Genomic DNA, 23,222 nt, shown 5'->3' on the forward strand with positions numbered 1-23,222 from the left:
GGCCCGCTGTATGGGGGCAGGACCCCCGGCCCAGCAGCGTGGCAGGTAGTGCCTCCGTCGTCGTGCAGACCTCGCTGTGGCGGCCAATTTCCGTTGATTTCAAGCTGACTTTGGCGGGAAGGAGCTGCAAGTTCGGGTTGCTGCTCAAACCGAGCCAGCCGTCGAGTGTGATGCACGGGTTATCCGACATGTAGCGGGCGGTGCGCTTGTCGGGTCAGGTTACGTGCAGGTCGCGGATCATGGCGACGAGCCGAGGGGATTCGGGGGAAGGCTGCTGTTCGCTGTACGGCTGGTATCCCCATGTCTCGTACAGCGCCTGGACCTTCCCGTCGCCTGCCTTCGGGTTGACCAGGAGCGTTACCCGTTCCTCTGCGCGTGCGGCGAGGAGGTCGTCATGGATGCGCCGGGCCGCTCCCGTACCGCGCCATGGCACTCTGAGCATGATTTCTTTCAGCGCCACGGTGGGGGTCGTTGTGTAGCCCTCGGGCAGTGCGGTGGTCATACGTGTCCACCAGCGGTCGTCGGCCTGGAGTGTGTTGACGTAGGCGTAGCCGATGGGTTGTTCGCCGTCGTAGCCGATGACGGCTTCCCATCCGGGCTCTGCGGCGTGGCGGTCGAGGCGTTCGCTGTAGCGCTCGACGGAGTAGTGCGGCAGGTGGATGAGGTCGGCGCGTACTTCGGCGTAGATGTCGATGAGGGTGTCCCAGACGGGCGCCACAGTGGTGGTGCGGACGAGCCGGAGGCCGGTGGCGGTGTTCATGCGGGGTTCCTCCGGGTGTCGTGGGCGTGCTGGTCCCAGGCGTGGGTGGCGGTGCTGTGGGGTGCGGTGGCGTGGAGTTTGGTGGTGAAGGAGTGGAGCATGCCGGCGACGCGGACGTGGCGGGTGGCGGCGTCGGCGGGAACGGACATGGCGGTGGCGACGGCGGGTTCGAGGTCGCCTTGTCCGAGTTGGGCTTGCGCGAGTCGGGTGGTGGTGATGGCGCGGCTGCGGTGCATGTGGGGGCGGAGGACGGCCAGGCTGCGGTGGGCGTGGGCTTCGGCCTGTTCGTAGTTGCTGAGGCTGAGGTGGGCGGAGAGCGCGAGGCTGTCGATCTCCGCCTGGTCGTAGAACGCCTTGAGCCAGAGCGGGCGGTCGGCGTGCGGGTCGGCGCGGTTGAAGGCGTCCTGGGCGTGGCCGAAGGCGCGCTGGGTCGCGCCGGTGTTGCCGGTGACGGCGTGGATCGCGGCGTTGCGTGCGTGTCCCAGCGAGGCGAACATCGGATCGCGGCGGCCGATGCTCAGGTTACGTGCGACGTCGTTGGCCGCCAGCGCGTCGGCGGGTCGGCCTATGTGCCGGTAGAGGGTGCCGGCGTGGGACCAGATGCGGAATTGGATGGTCGGGTCGCCAGACATCGCGGCGAGGCTGGAGGCGCGGTCGAAGTGCCGTAGGGCGGTGTCGAAACGACGTCCGTCGATCGCCGCCCACATGGCGCTGGAGGTGAAGGCCGCCGCACAGGCGTACAGGCCGCACCGGATGCGCTGGCTGGCCGTTCCGAGCTGCTGGAGATTCAGGGCTTCATCGGCCAGGGCCAGTGCGTGGGCTTCGATGGTGATCCGTCCGCCGTGCCGATGATCGCTGGCGATGAGTTCCGCGAATTTTGTCTCCAGTCGTTCGATGTCGCTGGACCCGACCCTTGGGACGGCCAGTGCGGGGGCGGCAGCGGTCAGGGCGGCGGTGGCGGTGGCGGTGATGAAGGAGCGGCGGTGCACGGGTTCCTCCGGCGTTACGGGTACGGATGCCCCTCGCGGGATGAAGCCCAGTTCCAGGGCGGGGCACCCGAATACTGCCTCCAGCGCGAGCCTTTGTCGTTCTTGCGGCCACCGGGTTTGTCCGGTGAGCCAGCGCCGGACCACACGCTCGGAGACCTCTCCGGCCCTTCCGGTGAGCTGACTGATCGCGTCATTGACCAGTTCGGCCAACTCGCGCTGGCGTAACTTCCGCTCCCGCATGCGGGATTGAAGGGCCGCATTCCTCATGCCTTCACGGTAGAGCTGCCGAGTCCTGCATCACAGAGGGCGGGTAAAGGGGCGGTCAAGTAGTCCGGTGAGGCGCGGCCCGCGCGCGCTGGCTTTGCCCTGTACGCGTCCGATCACTCTGCGTTTGCATGGTGGGAGCCGCGTAGTCCGGGCCTGCCTTACTCCATGGCGGCGCGGCTTCCCGTTCCGCCGTCCTGCCTCGCCACCCCCGACGGGGCGGGGCGGCCACTGCTACTACGGAGGCAGACCGATGATCAGCGCCGAACGGCAGAGCTTGCCCGACCACAACGATCCCGATCTCCCACGCAGGACCCCCAGCGACCTCATCCGAAGCCGGTATCTCGCCGAAGCCGGGTGGGGGGCTTTCGGCGCACCGAGCCCCGGGCTGAGGGCTCGCTCCGAGCGTGGCCTGACTCGGTTCCTGCGTAGGGAACAGCAGCGCCGACCCGACGAGGTCGGGGGTGAGGCGTAATGACTGATGCCCCGGCCGGGATCCACAAGGGCGCTTTCGTCAGAGACCGGACCGTCGGCGTTGAGGGGGAGATCACGCAGATCGGCTCCGGGTACAACTGCGTCGACCCGCAAGCGTCCTATGTGTGGCTGCGGCCCGTCGGCGGCGGCCTGGAGCATCTGGCGCAGATCGATGACCTCGAACAGGCCCGGCCGTGAGCCGCGATGGAGCGGTGGCCGGACTCCTGATCATCCTGGGCAACGTGCTCGGCCTGGTCGCTCTCGGCGTCAGTGTCCACGGTCAGCCGGAGGCTGCTCCGCCGCCGGCCGTTCCCCGCTCCGTATCGGATCTCGACCCTCCGGCCGCATAGCCACCCGCTCCACGGAACGGGATCTGCTGGTCCGCACTGCGCGCACGCAATGAATGGAGATGCCGTCATGGCGGTCACAATGCCGTCCACGCACGGGCCAGACACTGTCCGGCGCCTCGCCGAGGTCCCGAGCGCGGTCATCCTGCAGCCCACGACCCTTTGCCCACCGCTGGACTGCCATTACTGCTACCTGCCGTTCCGCAAGGTGAACCACTTGATGTCCGTGGACGTCGCGGCAGCCGTCGCCGGGACGGTCAACGCCTGTGCCCAGGACGACCCGCTCCCTGCGGCTGGGCCGCAGGGAGCCGCCAGACCTCCGCACGCGGTGCACAACGCCCGCGTGCGGGGATGGCCGGGAACCGCCGCCGGGGCGTGGTTGCGTCACTACGCTCCGTGCGGCGGGGCCAGGTCATCAAGCACCGAAATGCGCGACACACCTACGAGCAGGAGGACTGCCATGAACACCAGCACCACCACTCGCCCCGCGGCCGACGCGGTCGACCTCGACCTGGACGTCAGGATCGTTACCGCCGGACCCGTGGCAGCGGCGCTGCTGAGCAGCACCGACGACGGCTGCGACACCAAGACGGACGGCGACTGCTGACTTGGTCACCGCGGGGTGCCTGCGGCGGGAGTCCCCGCCGCAGGCACCCCGTCACCGAATGAAGAACCAGCTGCCCGGGAGGCGCGAGGTGAAGTCAGCGCAGCGGATGCCGTACTACCGGCAGACCGGGACGGCAATGCTGCGGGCGAGCGTGCACACCGAGCAGGCGGGACTGATGCCCTGGCCTGGGCTGTACCCGGACGGCGGCGACGCGCAGTGGGTCGGATGGCTGACTGCGGCCTGGGCGAACCGGCCAGTGGCCGAGGCCGTCGCGATCGCCAGTCCGGTACTGGCCGGGCAGATCGACGCTGCGCTCGCCGGGCAGCCGACCGAGGCCGGGCAGGTGCGCCGCATGGCACTGGCTTTGGCGCGATACCTGGCGCGGATGCGCGGCCGGGCCACCCCCTTCGGGGCTTTCGCCGGCGTGAGCACGGCACGCTTCGGCCCGCGCACCTCGGTGCTGTGGACGGAAGCCCACCAGACCCGCGCCCAGGCAGACGCCGTGTGGCTCGCCCACGTGATCGCCCGCCTCGAAGCCTGTACGGAACTGCAGCGCCGACTGCCGGTACAGATAAACGACTTGGCCGTCGTCCGCGGTGAGCGACTCGTCGTGTCCTGGTCCCCGCACGCCACCTCCGACCACCCGCCCGGCGAGGTGTCGGTGCGGCACGTCCCGGTGGTGCAGATGATCCGGAAGCTGGCCACGTCCCCTATTCGGGCAGGCGCCCTGGTCGCCAAGGTCGCTGCCGAGTACCCCGGCGCCTCCGCGCAGGCCCTGGAGGTGCTGGTGGGCGAACTGATCACGCAGGGCGTGCTGATCAGTAGCCTGCGTCCCCCCTCGACGGCCACCGACGCCCTCGCGTACCTCTTGGGCCGGCTGGACGAGGCGGACGCGGCCAACCTTCCCCAGACGCAAGCGCTGGACGGTGAACTACACGCGATTCACACCTTGTTACGGGCAACCGACCGTTCCGAGCCATGGCCACAGTGGCGTGGCAGGCGCGAGACTTCGGCGCGGATGCGTGCGATCTCCGATGTCGTCGACCAGCCCCTCATCGCTGATCTGCGGCTCGGGGCCACGGTGGTGCTGCCGCCGGCGGTGGCGCGAGAAGCAGCCGAAGCGGCCAGTGCACTCATCCGGCTAAGCCCGGCCCCCGCAGGCAACGCGTCGTGGCGCGAATACCACGGCCGGTTCCTCGGCCGATATGGGCCAGGCACCCTGGTGGCGGTCGAACAGCTCGTCGATCCCACGACCGGGCTCGGCGTTCCCCGCCACTTCGCACACCCCGGTGACCGGGAACTGTCACTACGCGATGAGGCCCTGCTCACTGTGGCCCAGCAGGCCGCGCTGGACGGCGCCGGTGAGGTTGTCCTCAACGAGAATCGCCTTCAGGCACTGGCCGCCGGGGGAATTCAGCGACCGGTATCACCCGTTGACCTGTGGGTTGATGTCCGCGCCACCACGACGGCCGCCTTGGACAGCGGCGACTTCACCCTGGGGCTGCGCGGGTTCGGGCGGCTGGCCGCGAATACCGGCCGGTTCCTGGCCCTGCTGGACGAGCCCGAGCGGCAGCAGGTATCCGACCTGTATGCGGAGCTGCCGACCGGGGTTGCAGGGGCGCTTGCCGCGCAGTTGTCCTTTCCGCCCCAGGAGGTACGGCAGGAGAACATCCTGCGCGTTCCGCCTGTGCTCGCAGACATGATCACCCTGGCCGAGCACCGTGAGCCGGTCGCCGGTCGCATCACGGTGCGGGACCTCGCGATTGTTGCTGACCAGCACCGGCTGTACGTGGTGTCGTTATCCCGGCGGCGGGTGGTGGAGCCGATGCTCCCCCATACCGGGGCTCGGCACACGATGCCGCCCCTGGCGCGTCTGCTGTTCGAGATCCCGCGCTCCGCTCATCCCCAGGTGATGTCCTTCGACTGGGGCGTCGCCTCCGGCCTGCCCTTCCTGCCGCGTCTGCGCTGCGGCCGCAGCATCCTGGCACCTGCCCAGTGGCGCCTGAACCCGGCCGACCTGTCCGGCCCCACGGCGCCACGGCGGGAATGGGCTACGGCTCTGGACGCGATCCGTGAACAGCGGCGCCTTCCCACCAGCATCGTGGTCGGCTCCGGCGACCGGCAGTTGCGGCTGAATCTGGACGAGGCCATGGACCGCGACCTGCTCCGCGCACACCTGGACGCGGCCAGTGGCCCGGTCACGCTGACCGAGGCCCCCACCGCAGCCGACCACGGATGGTTCGGCGGCCGGGCCCACGAGATCGTCATCCCGCTCGCCGCGACCGCGCCGCCCGCTCCAGCGCCCGCGTTCCTGACCGGATCGGCACCGCTGCCGCTGGCAGCGCGCCACCCGGAAAAGGGCGTGGTGTACGTCAAGCTGTATGGGCGCCCGGAGGTCTTCGACACCCTGCTGACCGACCATGTGCCAGCCCTCTTGGCCCGGTGGGTCACGCCGCCCCAGTGGTGGTTCGTCCGCTACCGCCATCCCGCCCCGCACCTGCGGATCCGGCTGCACGATGCGGACTGCGCCCGCGCGGTCGGCCGTGTGGCGGCCTGGGCGAACGGCCTGCGGCAGCTCGGCCTCATCGGCGAGATCACCTTCGACACCTACCACCCGGAGATCGGGCGGTACGGGACTGGGGCAGCCATGGCGGCGGCCGAAGCGCTGTTCGCCGCCGATTCCGCAGCCATCTGCACCCAGCTCGCTGCGCTGTCCGTCCCCGGCGACTTGCATCCACAGGCCCTGACCGCAGCAAGCCTGGCCGACCTGGCGGTCGCGATGACGGGCAGCCGATCAGCGGGGTTGCGCTGGCTCATCGACCACTCCCAGCTCGCAGGCGGGGGGCCTATGCAGGATCGCGACATGCGCCGGCAGACGTTGCTGATCGCCGGCGGCCAGGTCCTTGATGAACTACGCGGCGGCCAGCAGATCGTCGCCGCCTGGGCGGCGCGGGCCCAGGCCGCCGCCCGGTATGCAGCGTGTCTCACCCCCGCGACCACCCGGGTGACGCCCGGCTCGGTCCTCACCTCTCTGCTGCACCTGCACCACATCCGTGCCCACGGCACCGACGCCGACGCCGAGGCGATGACGCACAAACTCGCGCGGGCCATCGCCCTGGCCTGGGCTTCGGGCCAAGGGACGGATCAGGAGGAGATCAACCGATGACCGTGCTGGAGACCGGGCAGCAGGCCGCAGCCGAAGCCATGGTCGACCACCTCGCCGCTGACCTGACCGTGCCGCCGCAGTCAGACCACGGCGACGACTACAGCCCGGGCAGTCCCCGCTGGCGCGACCAGTCGCTGTCCAAGGGCGCCGCGGGCGTCGCCGTCCTGCACGGACTACGCGCCCGGCACGGCTTGGCCGACGACAAGCCGGTGCACGCGTGGCTGGCCCGTGCCACTCGTGACGATCTGACCGCCGGGCCAGGCGCCGGCTTGTGGTTCGGCGCCCCCGCGCTCGCCTTCGCCCTCCAGATCGCGGCCCCCGCCGCCTTCCCGGGCGCCATGGGCCGCCTTAATGACGGCGTCACCCAGCTGGTGCGAACCCGCATCGCGGCCGCCCACGCCCGCATCGACGCCGCGCAGCGCCCTTCGCAGTACGAGTTCGACCTCACGCGCGGACTCGTCGGGCTCGGTGCCCATCTCCTGCACCGGGAACCCGGCGGAGACCTGGTGCGCCAAGTCCTGGCCTACCTGGTGCGGCTGACCGAGCCAGTGACGGCGGCCGACGAAGCGGGGACAGGTGCGCCAGGCTGGTGGACGTCCGACAGCTCCGCCCGCAGCCGCGATCCCGCCTTCGCTGCCGGTGAGGCCAACTTCGGTATGGCGCATGGGTGTTCCGGCCTCCTCGCGATCCTGGCCCTGGCGATGCGGCAGGGGGTGACCGTCGACGGCCAGGCCGCCGCCATCGAACGGATCTGCCGGTGGCTGGAGGACTGGAGGCAACAGGCACCGGCGGGACCGTGGTGGCCCGAGCGGATCAGCCTGCCCGAACTCCACGCCGGCCAGCCTCATCAGGATGGACCGCTGCGGCCCTCGTGGTGCTATGGCACCCCCGGCCTGGCCCGCGCCCAGCAACTGGCCGCCCTGGCCCTCGGCGACCGGGTACGCCAGCAGGCGGCCGAAGATGCTCTCGTCCGCTGCCTGGCCGACCCCGTCCAGCTTGCCCGCATCAGCGGCCCCGCCCTGTGCCACGGGTGGGCCGGCCTGCTCATGACGGCCTGGCACGCCGCCACAGACGCGGCCACCCCCGACATCGCCGCCCACATTCCGCAGCTGCTCGACACGCTCCTCACCCATGCCCGCCACGTCCCGCCTGGAGCCCTGCCCGGCCTGATCGAAGGCAGCGCTGGCGTCGCCCTGACGCTGCACACCCTCGCAACCGGCACGCACGGCGGCTGGCCCGCGTGCCTTCTGCTCGGCTGAACACCGCCTCACACCGATTGGACTGCGACGATGCGCGAACCCGACAGCCGTTGGCGGCAGGTCCACCTGTGGTGCGAGACCTGGCAGGCCGCCGAACAGATGGCCGCCCGCCACCTGGGACCACTGCTGATCGACGCCGAACACAGCGGCGAGATCACCGCCTGGTGGTTCATCCGAAAAGGCGAATCATGGCGACTGCGCGTCCTGCCTGCCGGTGACCGCGACGCGGACCTCTTCCTCGCAGAGCTGACCCAGACACTCACCGGCCGCGCCGTGATCCACCACGCCGAAAGCGTCATCTACGAGCCGGAGACTCGGCGCTTCGGCGGACCGGAAGCCGTGCACGTGGCTCATAGCCTTTTCCACGCCGACAGCCGCCACATCCTGCACCATCTCGCCGGTATGCAGGGGGGAGTAGACCTGCGCCACGAGCTGGGTGTCCGGCTGGCCACCCGCATGATGCTCGCCGCCGGCCAGGATTTCTACGAACAGGGCGACATCTGGGCGCAGGTCGCCGAGCACCGCGGCAGCCAAGGACAGATCATGCCCTCCCCGGGCACACTCGCTGCCGTACAGACGCTCATCACCGCCAAAAGCGACAGTAGGGACAGCCCCCTCGCCCTGGCGCCCGAGTGGCCCGCCGCATTCGAGAACGCGGGAGCCGCTGTGGCCGACCTGGGCCGCCGCGGACGCCTCACCCGGGGCCTGCGGGCCGTGCTCGCCGATCATCTGCTGTTCGCCTTCAACCGGCACGGCATCTCCGCACCCCACCAAAGCGCCCTGGCCACTGCCGCGAGCCGCGTGATTTTCCACCGGGAACCGATACCCAGCTCACTACCGCAAAGCGGCCATAACGATCCCGTTCATCCCACTACAGTCAGGCCCGTGACCATGCACTCCACCGACGCCCCGGCCCTCGACCCCAACGAGCTGGTCGAAGCCCTCATCGCCAGGATCGACCGCCTCGGGAGCTTCCGCACCCCCCAGGTTAAGGACGCCTTTCGCGCCGTGCCCCGGCACGTCTTCCTGCCCGGCGTGGACCTGGCGACCGCCTACGCGCCCAAGCCCGTGGTGACCAAGCGAGCTGAAGACGGCAGCGCGATTTCCTCGGCCTCCAGCCCAAGCATGGTGGCCACCATGCTCGAACAGCTCGACGTCCGGCGCGGCCACCGCGTTCTGGAGATCGGCGCGGCCACCGGCATCAACGCCGCCCTCCTGGCAGAGCTGGCCGGCCCGACCGGCTCGGTGGTGACCATCGAACTCGACGACGACCTGGCCTCCGGCGCCCGCACCGGCCTGGCCGCGGCCGGATACGAGCAGGTCGAAGTGATCTGCGGCGACGGCGCCCTCGGCGACCCCAGCGGCAAGATGTTCGACAGGATCATCGTCACCGCCGGCGCGTGGGACATCTCTTCGGCCTGGTGGCAGCAGCTCGCTGTCGGCGGACGCTTGGTCGTGCCGCTTCGCCTGCACGGCAGCGGCCTGACCCGCTCGCTCGCCTTTGACCGCACCGAGAATGACCGGATGCTCAGCACCAACGCCGAGGTCTGCGGGTTCGTGCCAATGCGCGGTGCCTCCGAGATGGGCGAGCGCCACGTCCGGCTCGCCGACGAGGTCATCCTCAAGATCGACGCCGACGACCTGCCCGACGAGGTTGCCCTCGCGGAGGCCCTGACCCATCCCGCCCTCCAGCATTGGACCGGGATCGAAGTCCGCCACGACGAACCTGCCGCCCACCTGGACTTGTGGCTCGCCACCATCAACAGCGGCCTCCGCTTCAGCCGCCTGTCCGTCAGCGCCTCCGCTCGCGCCCTCGGCCTGGCCGACCCTGCCATGCGGTGGGCCGGAGCGGGCCTCTACGACGACGGCACGGTCGTTTACATCGCCGCCCGCCCCGTCAGCGACGAAGCCAACGAGCTGGGACTCACCGCACACGGCCCGGACAGCAGCAAACTTGTCGGCCAGGTCAACGACCTCCTGCACCGCTGGAGCCAGGACAGGCCCGCACAACCCACCGTCAACGCATACCCCGCCACCACGCCCGAGGACCAAATCGCGCCCGGCGCTCGCATTACCCGCCCTGATACCCGCCTGACCATCGACTGGTAATCAGTGGTAATTGCGCAGACCTGAGGGGTGCGGCCGGTGGCGGGCCACCTCGCCACGGCACGCCTGGCCGCCCAGGACCTGGACGGCGCCCCGGACGCCGCCTCGGCCGGGAGCTGCCGGAGAGCGCGTCCGCTCCGACCGGCATACACCCGGCTGGCGAAGTTCAACGACTACCTGGAGCCGTACGGAGAGCCTCCGAGCCCCGTTCAACTGGAGGCCGTCGAGGGCAGATCCAGCGTTAGGCGCCCGGTGCCGCGTACAGCAGAGCCGGCGACCGGGCAGGAGCCCGGCCGCCGGCTTTGTTTTGGCGCTTCCCGGTGTGGTCAGCGCCTGCGGGGGAGGAATCGGCCGCCGTCCGCGGTGGCGATGGTGCGGAGGGCCTCGTAGTGGTCGTGGTCCTCGTCGGTCATGTAGGGGATGACGACTTGGGGGTTCTGGGCGAAGTACTTATGCAGGAGCTCGGAGGCGTCGTTCAGGGCTTGGTCGGCGATCTCCTGGGTTATCTCGGTGTGGATCTTGGCTCCGGCGGCCCGGAATTCTTCCAGGGTGGCTTCATTGGCGAGGGCGTGTTCCTCCTTGGTGAAGGGCCGCCCGTCGAGGTGGTGGAAGGCGCGTCCGGGTCCGGGGTGATCGAAGTCCATGTCGAACAGCAGGGCCATGATGTGGGGGCGGGGGGTAGGTGCGGGCATGAAGGTGCTCCTCAAGGGAGGGGGTGGGCGGGGAAGTACATCAATGGTCTGGAGAATCGCCGGTTTGGCTAACCGGCGATCGTCGGCTATGTTGCGGCGGCTTCTGGTGGCACCGCCGGCGGAAGCAGTCACTTGCCGCGTTGACGGTCGGCGCTGCGGGTCCCCTTAGCGGCGCCGTTGCGGGGACGGGGGGATGGGCACCTGGAGAGGTGCTGGTGGGGTTGTGGGGGCTTGGCCGGTGGTGCTTGTGCTGCGGGCGGTGGCGGCTTGCTGGCGTTTGCTGGTGGTTGCGGTGATGCGCCAGTGGAGGACTTCGGCGGGGGATTGCGCTGTGACGAGTTCTCGCAGTTCGGCTGCATCCCGCAGGACCCGGTGGGGGTTGCCGCCGGCCTTCTCGGCTTGGGCGAGGGTGGCGGTCAGGGCGGGCCAGGCGGGGTCGGCCAGGATGCGGTCGGCGTGTTCGGGGATGGCTTGGCGTAGGGCTGCCTCGTAGCGGCGGGTGGCGTCGGGGCGGGGTGCCGAGCGGGCGAGGGCGGTCAGGACCGGGCGCGCGGTTTGCTCGTAGGCGGCGCGCAGGTGGGTGAGGGTTTGTTGGGCTGCTGCTTGCTGTTGTTGGTGGTCGCGGACCAGGTGCCAATGCATGGCGGCGCGGGTGATCAGGATGGCGACGGAGAGCAGGACGGCGAGACCGGTGCCGTCCTGGCCGCTGGTGGCGGTGTAGATCAGATCCTTCGCGGCGCGGCGCAGGGCGGCGGCTTGTTGGTGGTCGGCGCGGATGGTGGAGCGGGTGGCGCGGTGGAACGCTGCCGCTGCGGCGCGAAGTTCGGCCTTGCTCACGGAGGGAGCTGCGAAGGTGGTGGTGTCGAGGAGTTCCCCGAAGGCGGCGAGATGGGCCTGGGCTCCGGCGTCGTCGTCGCTGTCGAGGACGGCCAGGGCGTGGCGGGCGGCGTCGGCGGCAGCGTGCCAGGGGTTGTCGGTGGGGGCGGGCTTGTCCTGGGCGGCGAGGTGTTTGCGGATTTCGGGCAGGGACAGGTCGGGGGAGAGCTTGGAGCCGGAGTAGTAGATGGGTTCGCCGGCTGCGTTGATGTCGCTGGGGTGGGCGACGCTGTAGCCGGTGATGTCGCCGGATGGGGCCTGGCGCGGTTTGACCTTCATGCCCGTCCCTTCCAGGAGGGTGAAGAACTGGGCTTCGTCGCGGGCGGCGGCTTTGGCTTGGCGGACGGCTTCGCGTAGCTCGTCGCGTGCGGGCCGGGTACGGCCGAGGCGTTCGGCTTTGAAGTGTTCGGGGCTGGTGGCGCGTTGGGGTGCGGTGCCGTCCCCGGGGTGGAGCTGGCGCAGGCCGTAATCCTCCTCGATGGTGCGGCAGGCGGCCTGGACGGCTTTGCGGTCGTAGTTGCGGCGGGCGACCCGGCCGTCCTGGCGGACGAGGGTGGCGGCGATGTGGATGTGGTCGGGGGCGTGGCGCACGGCGATCCACCGGCAGGCTTTGGTGTCGCCGTCGGGGGCGATGCCGGCGGCGGCCACGACGCGGCGGGCGATGTCGGCCCATTCGTCGTCGGTCAGGAGGCGGTCGGTGGGTGCGGTGCGTACCGAGCAGTGCCAGTTCGTTTCGGTGGGGCGTTGGCCCGGGGGCAGGGCGTTGACGGGTAGGTCGAGCTGGGCGGCGAGCTTGGCCTCCGTGGCGGGATCGGGTTGGGGCCCAGGGTCAGGGGCGAAGCCGTTCCAGGAGGCGACCAGGTGCTGGTCGGTGTGCTCGTTGTGTTCGCCCGGCCCGAACAGGTAGTGGACGAGGCGTTGGGTGCCGCCGGAGCCGGTGGTGATGTGCGGGATCACGGGTGCCCGCCTCCTTCCCGCGCGATGACGCTGGCGGTGGCGTCGATGCGGTCCAGGACGTTGCCCAGGGTGTGCAGCAGCTGTCGGGCCGGGTCGTGCGGGGTGTCGGCGGGGTTCAGGTGGCGCAGGAGCTGGGTGGTGTTGTTGGCGAGGGCGGCGAGCAGCCGGTTGGCTTCCATCAGCTCTTCGAGCTGCGCACGGGTGTCGGAGATGACAGCCCGGGGGTTGTTCGAGCGGGCGGCGAGCAGGGCTGCGGCGGCGGTGTAGGCACCTGGTGTGATGCCGCAGAGGGTTGCGGCGGCGGTGATGCCGGCCCATTCGCGGTCGCTGAAGCGGGGGCTGACCCGGTGGGTACGCGGACCGGAGGGGCGGTGCCGGTGGCTGCCGCCGATATCCACAGGGGTGTGGATTCCGGTCGCATGCGTGGCGGTGAGGGCGGTGACGGTGGTGTCGACCTGGGCGACCCGGTGGGCGACGTGATGCAGCAGCCTGTCGGTGTGGTCGGGGAGGGTGCTGCCGGAGTTCAGGTGGCGGACGAGAGCGTTGAAGGTGCGGCCGGCGCGGGCGCAGGCGTGGTTGTCCCGCATGAGCTGATCGACCAGGTGCGGGTGGCGGGTATGCCCACCAGGTTCGCTGGGGCGGGATGCGGAGACGGCGGCTGCGGCGACGAACCCGCCGTTCTTCTTCTCGCAGAGAGTGCTGGCCCGGCTGATCTCGTCCCATTCGGCGTCGTTGAAGCGGGGGGCGACGCGGTGCAGGCGCGGTTCGGGCAGACGCAGGCGGTAGCGGGCAACGACATCGGCGATGGGGATTACTGCGGGATCGCTCGGCGCGGAGGGCGGCGAGGACGGAGGACGCGTGGGGTGGCTGGGGTTGTTGGCGGTCGGCACCCCCGGGCCGAGCTCCCCCGAAGCCGACCGCCCCCGGTCGGCGCCGGCCCTCCCCGCCACCCCCGGGGGGGGGAGGGCCGGCAGGACTCCTTTGGGGACAACTTGCTGGCCGTTTTCCTGGCCTGCGTCAACGTCTTTGCTCTGCTCGGAGGTTCCTGGAGCAATGGGGGGCTCCTCCCTGCTCCGGTGCTGTTCGTCGAAGGGGTTGGCGGCGGGAGCGGGCCTGTTTCGAAAGGGGTTGCGCACTACGTGGCTCCGTTCGCGAGTGGGTGGGGGTGGCGATGGTCGTCGCGATCTGCGGTTTGGCCGGGCTGTGGTTTCGGGGTAGAGGGCGCGGCTGCCGCTGTCGGCAGCCGAGCCGGTCTATTGCTTCGTGTCGGCCCGGGGGGATCTGGAGGGGGTTCAGGCCCGGTCGGCGAGGGATTGCCGGTCCTCCGGTTGGGCGGGGTGTTCGCGGGCCTGGGAGGTGTTGCGGACCAGGGCGATGGCCTCGGTCAGGCGGTGGGTTCCGGCGCCCAGTCCGGATGCGGTCAGGGCTTTGCGGGCGCTGTCGCGGGTGATCGTGTCGGGGTCGCGGTGGGCTGCGGCGATGACTTCGGCCAGCCGCTGCAGGGAGGCCATCGGCGGGCGTCCGCCCTGGGCCTGGGTGCGCGGTACGGAACCCCCGTCCTGCCCCTGGCCTGCGCTGTCGGGGTCGTCCTGGCGCTCGCCCGGATGGGAATCGGTCGGTGTGACGGCAGCCGTTGAGGGGTCCGGAAGGAGCGCTGCGGGTTCTCCGTCTCCGAAGACTTCGGTCTCAGCGGCGGGGGTGCTTCCGGCTACCGCGGGCAGCTGTGTGACGCGCTGGTTTGTCGCTTCGGCGCCAGCGGGCCTCTGGTACGGAACTCCTGCGGCGGTTTCGTGCGGCCGGGTTCGGCTGGGGTCGGCACTGCCGTGGCGGGTGATCAGGATGTGCAGGTGGGTGGCGCCGGCCAAGGCGAGGGGGGCGATGGCGGACAGGACGGTGACGGTGGTGTCGTCGAGGTGAAGTTCGACGGTGTCGGGCTGGTTGAGGCCGAGGGCGTGCAGACCGTTGGCCCAGACACTGGTGGCGGTGGCGCCGATGAACAGGGTCCAGGCGTACAGCCGTGCGGGCCATGGGGCTGCGCGCAGAACCAGCAGGGCGCGTACGCCGTAGGCGATGAAGCCGTCGATCACGATGGGGAACAGGTAGGTCAGCCGGTGGCTGACATGGACTGCGGTGGCCATCTGACGCAGCGCGTCGAATGACAGGGCGCAACCGGCGACGCCGAGCAGGATGATGGCGGCCTGGTCCAACCAGTTGGCGGGGAGGCGGCTGGTCGGCTCTCCGGGGCCGGTTGTGGGTGTTGCGGTGTCGGGCATGCTGAAGTCGTCCTTGCGTTGGGGTGTGTGCGGGGTGCCGTCTTTGCCGTCTTGCCGTTGCAACCGCAGGTCAGGGGCGGTACGGCAGGGCGCGCCGGTGGCGTCCGGGACGGCAGGAGGTACGCGACGGGACGAGCTGCCGCGCGGTTGGTCCGCTGGCCGTCCAGGCGGCGGGGACGGATCACCATCCGTCTTGGGACGGCTTGCCGTCCCACTTTCAGGGCCTCTGAGCTGCGGTTTTCCGTTTGGGACGGCAGGGACCAGGCGGCCGATCAGCTCGCGTTGGCCTGCGGGCCACCGAAGGGATGGACGCCGGGGCAGTAGCGCTTCCAGGCGTCGGTGAACTTGGTGTGGGTGTAGCCCTTGCGCTGGATGTCGCCTACGCGCACGTTGCCCGAGTGGATGCCGTACTCGCGCAGCATCCCGGAGAGGTCGCGTGCGTTCAGGCCCCCACGCCTGTGGTCGGCCCAGGGGGCTTCGGGGTCGTTGTTGAGCGCGTAGAGGATCTCGTCGGTGCTCAGTTGTGCCTGCTCGCCCTTGGTGTGGAAGAGCCGCCGGATGTCGGCGAGGATGCGGGCGTTGCCGGGGCTGTCCTGTTCTGCCTCGGCTTCGGCGGTGACCATGGTCGTGCAGGCGTGCCGGGCGCGGTCGGGCCATGGGCCGCCTGCGAGGTCGGCGACGATCACCAAGGGCTCCCAGGTGTCGGCGGCACGGTCCTCGACCGGCATGGAGGGCTCCAGCTGCAGGGCCTGGTCCGCCAGGGATGCCGTCCACTGGGCGAGGAGGGCGCGCAGTTCGTGCAGGGTGGGGCTGTCGCGCTTGGTGCGGTAGGGGCTGACGCGCTCGCCTGCGGCACGGCGGCGCATGCGGATCACGATGGAGCGGTCCATGATCGTGTCGGGGAGGTCGCCGATGCCTGCGAGCGCGGCCATGGCGAAGGTGTGGAAGCGGTGGGGTGTGTGGTCGTTGCCGACCACCCGCAGCACGTAGCGGTCGCGCTGGTGCCCGGCGTTGAGCAGGCCGCGCATTTCCTCGTTCTTCTCGGCCTGTTTGGGGGTGCCGAAGATGGTGTCGGCCTCGTCGACGAGGAGGGTCGGTGGCTCCTCGGTGATGGAGCGGAAGACTGCGGCTGCGCTGGAGTTGACCGTCATGACGGGGTGGTGGACGGTCTCGGTCAGGATGTCGAGCAGGCGGGATTTGCCGCAGCGTTTCGCGGGGCCGACCACGGCTAGGCGCGGGGCGTGCTGCCAGGAGGGCTGCAGATGGGTGGCGGCGACCCAAAGCACGGTGGCGTCCAGCGCTTCCTCGCTCGGCAGGACCACGAAGCGGGCCAGTGCGGCCTTGAGTCGATCCAGGAGGGCCGCGCCGTGGCCGGTGCTGGCGTCGGGATCCGGTTGTGCTGCGTGGACGGGGTTAGGGCGGGTATCGTCAGTCATGGAGATTCCTCACTCGACGGCTCCGGGGGGCAACCCGGTCCGTCGTTGGTTAGCTGTCCAGGGATGGGCGGTGTCGAGGCTTCCGTTCAACCCCCGGTGTTCGTAGCGCCGGGGGTTTTGTCGTTCTCTGGCGGCGCGACCGCCGCTCTCAACCTCCATGGGGTTGGAATTTTCATGCGATGCTATAATTTTAACCATCCCTGGGACGCAAAGTCAAACCGATAGTCGGTTGAGTTTTCGATTCCTCCCCAGAATGATGCCCGGTGGGCGCCATGTGTGGTCTCCATCACACTTCGTTTCAAGCGCCTGTCGGTTGGGAATTCAATGCTGGTATAGTTTAACGATGACCCGCACGCACGATCGCTCAACGGAGAGGAGGTGAAACATGGACAAGCCCAAGGAGCGCCACCTTGTCCCCCACGAGGGTGAGGCCCTGGTGGCGCACAACCTGAAGATCATGAGGAAGGCCGCCCGGCTGTCGCAGGATGACGTCGCCGAGCGCATGAGGCGCCTCGGCTTCAAGTTCCACCAGACCCAGATCGCCAAGATCGAGAACGGCGCCCGCGCCATCCAGTTCGACGAGGTCATCGGCCTTGCGAAGGCGTTGAACCTGCCCGCCGAGTACTTCATGACCCAGGCCGTAGCCGACCCGGAAGATCCCCACTACGAGCTCCAGGAAGCGGGCTTCCGCCTCCAGGATCTGGAGAAGGAGTGGAGAGCGGCCCAGGACCTTGCCGACGCCGCGAAGAGGCGCCTCGAAGAAGCCGAGCGTGAGTACGACGAGATCGCAGAACGCCTAGGGGTCGACATCACGCCCAACGGTGGCGAGCCGACGTTCTACCCGGCCCCCAACTCGCCCGAGGACCACCTCCGCGAGGACGCGGACACTCCCGCCGCTGAGTAACGCACCACCCTCCCGTCGCGTCCCCCGGCACTACGAATGCTGAGGGCCGCCAACCGGACCCCTTGCACACCGCCCATCCCGCACAGCAACCACGACGGCGCGTTGCCCTCGCGCCGCCGAGAGGTATCCCATGTCTGAAACGACCATGCCCATCTCCCTGGTGGCGGACGCACTTGGCGTCAGCGCACAGGCCCTCCTGGACCTCGTACAGGCCAGCGCACCCACCGCGCCCGACCCCACATTGGTCGCGCTCACCGTCGAGGAGGCCGCTCGCCGCCTCAGCGTCGGCCGGACAACGATGTACGCGCTCCTCGCCTCCGGCGAGATCCCCTCCGTGGCCATCGGCCGCCTGCGCCGCATCCCGGCCGAGGCACTGAACGACTACGTCGCCGCACGCGCCCAGCTCACCCGTTCGACCGTCGCCCTCGCGGCCTGAGGGGGTTGTCATGGCAAAGTCCCGGCAGCCCAACGGCGCCTCCACGATCTACCTCGGCAAGGACGGAAAGTGGCACGGCTACGTCACCGTCGGCGTCAAGGACGACGGTAAATCCGATCGCCGCCACATCAAGCGCAAGACCCGCGCCGAGACCACCAAGGCCGTTCGCGTCCTGGAGAAGGAGCGCGACGCGGGCCGTGTCCGCAAGGCCGGCCAGACCTGGACGGTCGAGACCTGGCTGGTGCACTGGGCCGAGAACATCGCCGCCCTGCACGTCTCCGAGAACACCATCGACGGCTATCGCGTCGCCGTCTACCACCACCTCATACCCGGCCTCGGCGCCCACCGACTGGCGAAGCTGGAGCCCGAACACCTGGAGCGCTTCTACAAGAAGATGCAGGACGAAGGCAGCTCGGCCGGAACAGCCCACCAGGTTCACCGCACCGTGCGAGCCGCCCTCAACGAGGCCAAGCGGCGCCGCCACCTCACCGAGAACCCCGCCAGCATCGCCAAGGCACCGCGGTTGGTGGAGGAAGAGGTGGTGCCGTACACGGTCGAGGAAGTCCAGCTCCTTCTGGAAGTGGCCAACCGAGAACGGAACGCGGCGCGTTGGGTCATCGCCTTGGCGCTGGGCCTTCGCCAGGGCGAGGTCCTCGGACTCAAGTGGGCGGACGTCGACTTCGACCTCGGGGTGCTGGTCGTCCACCGAGGCCGGCTGCGACCCCGGTACCAGCATGGCTGCGGCGACAGTTGCGGGCGCAAGCCCGGGTACTGCCCGCAGAAGGTGAACATCCGGCGCGAGACCAAGGAGACCAAATCCCGCGCCGGACGGCGGCCCATCGGTGTCCCCGACGAGCTGATGAAGCTCCTCGCGCAGCACCGCGACGAACAGGAGCGCGAACGTCGACTTGCCCGCGACCTGTGGGTCGAGAAGGGATACGTCTTCACCTCGCCGACCGGTGAGCCGCTCAACCCGAACACGGACCATCACAAGTGGAAGGAGCTGCTGCGGTCGGCAGGACTGCGGGACGGGCGGCTGCATGACGCCCGTCACACCGCAGGCACCATCCTGCTGATCCTCGGCGTCTCCGACACCGTCGTGGACGCGATCATGGGCTGGGAGCCCGGCCAGTCCGCCCGCATGCGCCGGCGCTACCAGCATCTGACCGACCGCGTCCTCAAGGACACTGCGGCCAAGATCGGCGGACTCCTCTGGACCCGCCCGGACCAGCGGCCTCCCGCCGCCTGATCTGGGCAACTGCAACCCAAACTGCAACCCTCGAACGACGTAGGCCCCGACCGGAATCCGGTCGGGGCCTACGTCTGCCCAGCTGGGCGGGTGCGGAGGATACGAGATTCGAACTCGTGAGGGGTTGCCCCCAACACGCTTTCCAATTCTGCCGATGATCGTTCAGCACTGTCCATCCGGGGTCTGACCTGGGCATGACGTCGGGCGGAGTACTCCGGTGAACGACCCCGACCCCGAGTGAATGAGACCAGAACTGAGACCACAGCGGCCGCCAGTCTCCGACGCCTCATCGGCCCGGACTCTTCCGTTGCAGCCGTTCAGGTGCCTCGGGTCGAGCTGGAAGGCTCAAGGGTCCGGAGGTCGACTGGTACACCATGTCCGGTGCGCGCTTGGGAACTCATGTTCGAGATGTTGAGATCTTTATCGATCTCTGGACGGCATCCAATGCATTGATAAGAGGCAACGACTTGAGATCATCAAGTTCTCCCTCCAGTCCCTCTCCGATCCTGTTTCTCCAGCCATCCTGGATCCGTGGGGTCTCCGATATAGGCTGCAAGCATGTCTGACCCTACGCAGTCAACGGAAGAGCCAACTGGAGCAAATGAGGGCGAAGGAGACCCCCTCTCCGGTTGGGCGAGATTTGCTGCCGGAGCGGCAGGGTTGGCTCTCTCCGGGGCTGGTTCCGTTGCTGTTTTCGTGACCGACAACCAGGCTGGTTCCGTTGCATTGGTATTGGGGGGAATTGTTTTCCTGTTAATGCTCATTAGCGGGAATCCGCTTTTGAGCCTTGGCCACGGAGAAACACAAATGCGCTTCGCGACTCGGCGTAGGCGCGTGATTCGAGAGGCGGAAGAAGCGTCGCCACATGAGGCGCGCAGCGCACTGGAAACTCTGAGCGCGATTGACCCCCGAGCATCGCAAGACATCGAATTTATTCGAACATCCGCAGTAGTTTACGAGAGGCTCGTTCAGGCTGAACTTATGCGGCTATTCCCTGAATTTTCTGTAGCCAACAATGCTAATAACAGCCCCAGTCTGGCCGATTTTACCATTCTCACCCCGGATCGGCATGCAATTTTCGTTGAATTGAAATCGCTGCGGAGCCCTGTTTCCGCAAATGTAATTAAGCAAGTCATGGGCGTGGCGGCAGCAAGCCTATCTGGGTGCTTGCTAGTTTCGAATCAACGATTGACGCAATCAGCGAATACCTTGCTGCATATGGCGCAGCGAGGTGGGACTGCGGCGTCATTCGTGCAATGGCGCGACGAGGTTGACAGCGACGCTCTTAAGGGAGCAGTACTTAGTCTGCTACGAGAGATGGGACACGGCGCATCCAACGGATAGTGGGGGATCCATGCCATCTGGGCGTCGTCCAGATGTTCGGCCGCTTCGGTGTTCCCCGTCTGGTGTGCTTGTCATGTCTCTGAGCAGTGGCGATTTAACTCGAAGTCCTTACCCTGAGTCTCCAGCGTGAGTGCCGGGCTCCCGCGACGTCAACACTTAGAATCCTCCGAATCACCAACTGCTAGGGGCGCGTTCGGAGCCGTGACAACGCTCGCGGGGCGCTGAGCAAGCCAGCCCGAACGGCGATGCGGCGGGCTTTCCGTGCGGACGTGCTTGAATCCCAAGCCTTCGTAGTACGACTGAAGGCCGATGTTCGAGCGCCATGTGTCGATTCGCACCCAGTCGCGCCCCTCCAGGGCTGCGACCTTCGAGGCCCAATCGACTATGCGCACGCCGAGACCTCTGCCGGCCGCAGCGCGAGCCACGATCAACTTGTAGAGGTAGAACGCAGACTCGGGCTTGTCGTCGTCCGTCCAGAAGTCGCGGTCGATCGGACCACGGCTCACGGTGGCTAGCGCCCGGCCGTCACCATCGACTACGAGCCAGGCACGGCCGTCGTCGATGGTCTTATGCCACCTGTCGATCGCCCTGGCGCCTGCCTCGCGGTCCGACCACTGGTCGGTGCCCTTGGTCTGAAGCCATTCTTCAGCTTCGGCCCTCAGCGCCATCAGTGCGGGCACATCTGCCGCCCCTGCCGGGCGGATGAACTCAGTTGGCATCGACTTCATACCTGATCACGTGCCTATCGCCCGGGAGAATGCTGACCATGCACCGGAGAGGCTTCCCATCCTGGTCGTAGCCAGTCCGGGTGTGCTCAGCGACAGGGGTTGCGGCAGGGAGCGCGAGCTTCTGTGCTTCCTGCATGGTCGGCATCCGTACCGCGATTTCGTCGCGGTACGTGGCCTGGATCAGGCCCGATGCGGCGAGGACTCCGCCGGGGGCCGACACGTCGCGCGGCTCCATGAGCGGCGTGCCCGCTACGAGTTCCTGCGGGAAGTAGGAGTCTGCGAGCGCGTACGGCCGGTTGTCGACGTAGCGGACGCGGCGGCGCACCACGGCGAGGCTGCCGGCTTCGAGTTGGAGCAGCTCACGGACTGCGGTCGGCGGATCGACGATCGAGACCTGAACATCTAGGCGTGGCGCGCGACCGTCGGAAGCTATGGCCGTGGCCCACTGGTCGCCCCAGCGTCCACCGTCAGCCTCGTGCAGCTTGCGGCTCTCCAGGGTGGTCCAGTTCCACACGACCGGCGGGTACGCCTCCCGCACGAACTTGCCGGATCCCTGGCTGGCGATGACGAGACCTTCCTCGATCAACGTCCGAACGCCAGCGCGGACCGTCTCCCGGCTGAACTTGTACGACGCCATGAGCGCGGCCTCGCTGGGGAGTTCGGCCCCGGGCGCGAGATCCCCCGACTCGATCTGAGCGCGCAAATCCGCTGCGACCTGCTGTTGCTTGGTCATTTTCTCCTTCACCGAACGTCCTCCGCAGGCCGCTCCTACAACTCCTCCGTACAAGTTAGACGAGAACGCTTGACGCGGCCAAGTCCCGGAGAGCAGAATCACATCCAAGCACTCCTCTAGACGTGTCGGACAAGACGTAACGTCTGTTGGAGTGCCAGCCCGGAGGGCTCCGTGAGACGGGTCCAAAGGCAGCGTCCGTCCCTTGAGAACTGAACAGAGTGCTGATCGATACGAGTGTTTTTGGTCCTCGGCGAGCCCCTTCGGGGGCGCGTCGGGGGTCATGGCCACTCGTCATTCGACGGGTGGACGCGGGGCGGCTCCGGTGCTCGAACACCGGAGCCGCTGTTAGGGCCGTCCCATCTGAGAGGAACACGACCCATGAGGTACATCGGCACTGTTCAGGCGGTTGTTACCGCCGCAGACGTTGAGCGTGAGCCGACTGCCGCTGAGCTGGCGGGCATCGAGGTTGAGATGCCCGTGATCCTGGCGGAGGTCGAGTTGTTGGATGCACAGATCATGACGCTCGGTCGTCCTGCGTCCGAGGTGGACGTTCGGCGGATCCGGCGGGCGGAACGCAAGTTGCTCGCTGAGCGGCGGCGCTTGGCGAACCTTGGCCGGCAGAACCCGGCGGGGGTCGGGGCATGAGGCGGCTCCCCAAAACCCTGTTGGTCCTCGCGCTCGTTGGCGTGGTGGGGATGGCGTTCCGGGTCTCCTGGAACGCGCAGCGCGACGTCGCGGCCACGGTCGGGGCGGACGGTACGGCCTCGCTGCTGTATCCGTTCGTCGTCGATGGGCTGATGGCGCTGGCGCTCGTTGCCACGTTGGTACTGACCGGTCAGGACCGGGTGACCGCCCGGTGGGTGCTGGCCGGGTACACCGCCGCGTCGCTGGTCCTGAACTACGTACACGGCCTGGTCCCCGCGCTGCACACCGGCGGATCGCGCATGGTGCTCGCTGAATGGGCGCCCGCGAACTGGGCGCTGGTGCTGCTGGCCACTTCGTTGCCGGTCGGGTCGATTTTCTTCGGCTCCGACCTGGTCGCGAAAGTGTTGCACCACCGGCCCGCAAACCAGGATGAATCATTGGTGATGCTGACGAATCAGTCGGTGTCTGACCTGCAAGAGTCGACCCCGCCCAGCGTCCCGGAGTCCCCGGTACGTCCGGCGCTGGAGTCGGCAGACCCGCCCCCGCCCGCCGACTCGATCGGGCAGGTGGCTGCGGCGGCGGTACAGGCGCCGCGTCGGGCGACCGGTCGAGTGCCCGTAGCGGCCCGCAACCCCCGACCGATCCGCACCCCGGAACAACTCCTCACCGAGGGCCGGGAGGTTACCGCGGCTTGGTCGGACGACGCTCTGACCGCTGAAGCGATCCGCAAGGAACTGCGAACGGCACCGGCCAAGGCCCGTGTGGTCCGCGACGCGTTGAAGGCTGAGCGCGGTCTCGCGGACGCGGCCTGATGCGCTTCTACGACCCGGACGGGGTGCGGTTCGGGATCCCAACTGGAGTTCACGCGGGTTCCTTCGCGATGTGCCTGCCGATTGAGGTGCAAGTGGGGAGGTAGGAGCCCTCCTATCAGGCTTGATTGGTACGCGTGAGATGTTCGCAGTAACTGGCACATTCTG

Annotated in this window: 21 protein-coding genes; 12 read left to right on the forward strand and 9 right to left on the reverse strand. The window is 68.6% G+C overall.

The features are described 5' to 3' along the window. Positions 1-214: 214 nt before the first annotated feature. Both O3X23_RS29770 and O3X23_RS29775 read right to left on the reverse strand, forming a co-directional pair. Complete coding sequence (locus tag O3X23_RS29770; RefSeq protein ID WP_269274918.1) at positions 215-760, reverse strand: GNAT family N-acetyltransferase; 546 nt, start codon at positions 758-760, stop codon at positions 215-217. Further along, positions 757-2,016 (reverse strand): helix-turn-helix domain-containing protein, encoded by a 1,260-nt coding sequence (locus O3X23_RS29775; RefSeq protein ID WP_269274920.1) that lies wholly within the window; start codon positions 2,014-2,016, stop codon positions 757-759. The genes O3X23_RS29770 and O3X23_RS29775 overlap by 4 nt, the downstream gene beginning before the upstream one ends. A gap of 471 nt (positions 2,017-2,487) precedes the next feature. Between O3X23_RS29775 and O3X23_RS29780 the strand changes: the two genes are divergently transcribed. The 6 genes from O3X23_RS29780 (at position 2,488) to fxlM (ending at position 9,975) form a co-directional block, all read left to right on the forward strand. Next, entirely contained in the window at positions 2,488-2,685 is a 198-nt protein-coding gene (locus O3X23_RS29780; RefSeq protein ID WP_269274922.1) for a hypothetical protein, read from the forward strand. Then, positions 2,682-2,837, forward strand: a complete 156-nt coding sequence (locus tag O3X23_RS29785) for a hypothetical protein (RefSeq protein ID WP_269274924.1) — start codon at positions 2,682-2,684, stop codon at positions 2,835-2,837. Before O3X23_RS29780 ends, O3X23_RS29785 begins: the two co-directional genes overlap by 4 nt. A 457-nt stretch (positions 2,838-3,294) precedes the next feature. After that, complete coding sequence (gene fxlA, locus O3X23_RS29790; protein WP_164294782.1) at positions 3,295-3,441, forward strand: FxLD family lanthipeptide; 147 nt, start codon at positions 3,295-3,297, stop codon at positions 3,439-3,441. Positions 3,442-3,529: 88 nt separating this feature from the next. After that, positions 3,530-6,607 (forward strand): lantibiotic dehydratase, encoded by a 3,078-nt coding sequence (locus O3X23_RS29795; RefSeq protein ID WP_269274928.1) that lies wholly within the window; start codon positions 3,530-3,532, stop codon positions 6,605-6,607. After that, the gene (locus O3X23_RS29800; RefSeq protein WP_269274930.1) at positions 6,604-7,866 is read left to right on the forward strand and encodes a lanthionine synthetase C family protein; all 1,263 of its coding nucleotides are present in this window, start codon (positions 6,604-6,606) and stop codon (positions 7,864-7,866) included. Before O3X23_RS29795 ends, O3X23_RS29800 begins: the two co-directional genes overlap by 4 nt. 30 nt (positions 7,867-7,896) lie before the next feature. Beyond that, a complete protein-coding gene (fxlM, locus tag O3X23_RS29805; protein ID WP_269274933.1) occupies positions 7,897-9,975 on the forward strand; it encodes a methyltransferase, FxLD system in 2,079 nt (692 codons plus the stop codon). 323 nt (positions 9,976-10,298) lie between these two features. Here the strand turns inward: fxlM and O3X23_RS29810 are convergent, their stop codons facing one another. From O3X23_RS29810 to O3X23_RS29830, 5 genes are all read right to left on the reverse strand, one after another. Then, a complete protein-coding gene (locus tag O3X23_RS29810; protein ID WP_269274935.1) occupies positions 10,299-10,664 on the reverse strand; it encodes a hypothetical protein in 366 nt (121 codons plus the stop codon). A 165-nt stretch (positions 10,665-10,829) separates the two neighbouring features. After that, complete coding sequence (locus O3X23_RS29815) at positions 10,830-12,497, reverse strand: relaxase/mobilization nuclease domain-containing protein (protein ID WP_269274937.1); 1,668 nt, start codon at positions 12,495-12,497, stop codon at positions 10,830-10,832. Continuing rightward, on the reverse strand, positions 12,494-13,387 hold the full coding sequence (locus O3X23_RS29820; protein ID WP_269274939.1) for a hypothetical protein: 894 nt from the start codon (positions 13,385-13,387) through the stop codon (positions 12,494-12,496). The genes O3X23_RS29815 and O3X23_RS29820 overlap by 4 nt, the downstream gene beginning before the upstream one ends. A 402-nt stretch (positions 13,388-13,789) precedes the next feature. After that, the gene (locus tag O3X23_RS29825) at positions 13,790-14,770 is read right to left on the reverse strand and encodes a DUF2637 domain-containing protein (protein ID WP_269274941.1); all 981 of its coding nucleotides are present in this window, start codon (positions 14,768-14,770) and stop codon (positions 13,790-13,792) included. Between the two features lie 272 nt (positions 14,771-15,042). Then, positions 15,043-16,206 (reverse strand): DUF3631 domain-containing protein, encoded by a 1,164-nt coding sequence (locus tag O3X23_RS29830; RefSeq protein WP_269274943.1) that lies wholly within the window; start codon positions 16,204-16,206, stop codon positions 15,043-15,045. 385 nt (positions 16,207-16,591) lie between these two features. Here O3X23_RS29830 and O3X23_RS29835 point away from each other — a divergent pair, with 385 nt between their 5' ends. From O3X23_RS29835 to O3X23_RS29850, 4 genes are all read left to right on the forward strand, one after another. Next, complete coding sequence (locus O3X23_RS29835; protein WP_269274945.1) at positions 16,592-17,110, forward strand: helix-turn-helix domain-containing protein; 519 nt, start codon at positions 16,592-16,594, stop codon at positions 17,108-17,110. A gap of 130 nt (positions 17,111-17,240) precedes the next feature. Further along, on the forward strand, positions 17,241-17,546 hold the full coding sequence (locus O3X23_RS29840; RefSeq protein WP_269274947.1) for a helix-turn-helix domain-containing protein: 306 nt from the start codon (positions 17,241-17,243) through the stop codon (positions 17,544-17,546). Positions 17,547-17,556: 10 nt separating this feature from the next. Further along, complete coding sequence (locus O3X23_RS29845; protein WP_269274949.1) at positions 17,557-18,795, forward strand: tyrosine-type recombinase/integrase; 1,239 nt, start codon at positions 17,557-17,559, stop codon at positions 18,793-18,795. Positions 18,796-19,491: 696 nt separating this feature from the next. Next, complete coding sequence (locus O3X23_RS29850; protein ID WP_269274951.1) at positions 19,492-20,139, forward strand: hypothetical protein; 648 nt, start codon at positions 19,492-19,494, stop codon at positions 20,137-20,139. A 149-nt stretch (positions 20,140-20,288) separates the two neighbouring features. Here the strand turns inward: O3X23_RS29850 and O3X23_RS29855 are convergent, their stop codons facing one another. Together O3X23_RS29855 and O3X23_RS29860 are read right to left on the reverse strand one after the other, a co-directional pair. Next, positions 20,289-20,858, reverse strand: a complete 570-nt coding sequence (locus O3X23_RS29855) for a GNAT family N-acetyltransferase (protein ID WP_269274953.1) — start codon at positions 20,856-20,858, stop codon at positions 20,289-20,291. After that, a complete protein-coding gene (locus O3X23_RS29860) occupies positions 20,848-21,612 on the reverse strand; it encodes a GntR family transcriptional regulator (protein ID WP_269274956.1) in 765 nt (254 codons plus the stop codon). Before O3X23_RS29860 ends, O3X23_RS29855 begins: the two co-directional genes overlap by 11 nt. A 366-nt stretch (positions 21,613-21,978) precedes the next feature. On the opposite strand from O3X23_RS29860, the gene O3X23_RS29865 reads away from it, so the two are divergent. Together O3X23_RS29865 and O3X23_RS29870 are read left to right on the forward strand one after the other, a co-directional pair. Continuing rightward, positions 21,979-22,245 (forward strand): DUF6284 family protein, encoded by a 267-nt coding sequence (locus O3X23_RS29865; RefSeq protein ID WP_269274957.1) that lies wholly within the window; start codon positions 21,979-21,981, stop codon positions 22,243-22,245. After that, entirely contained in the window at positions 22,242-23,057 is an 816-nt protein-coding gene (locus O3X23_RS29870) for a DUF2637 domain-containing protein (protein WP_269274959.1), read from the forward strand. Before O3X23_RS29865 ends, O3X23_RS29870 begins: the two co-directional genes overlap by 4 nt. The last annotated feature ends 165 nt before the right edge of the window (positions 23,058-23,222 follow it).

It is taken from the genome of Streptomyces sp. H39-S7 (genome assembly GCF_027158205.1).
In the GTDB taxonomy this organism is placed as follows: domain Bacteria; phylum Actinomycetota; class Actinomycetes; order Streptomycetales; family Streptomycetaceae; genus Actinacidiphila.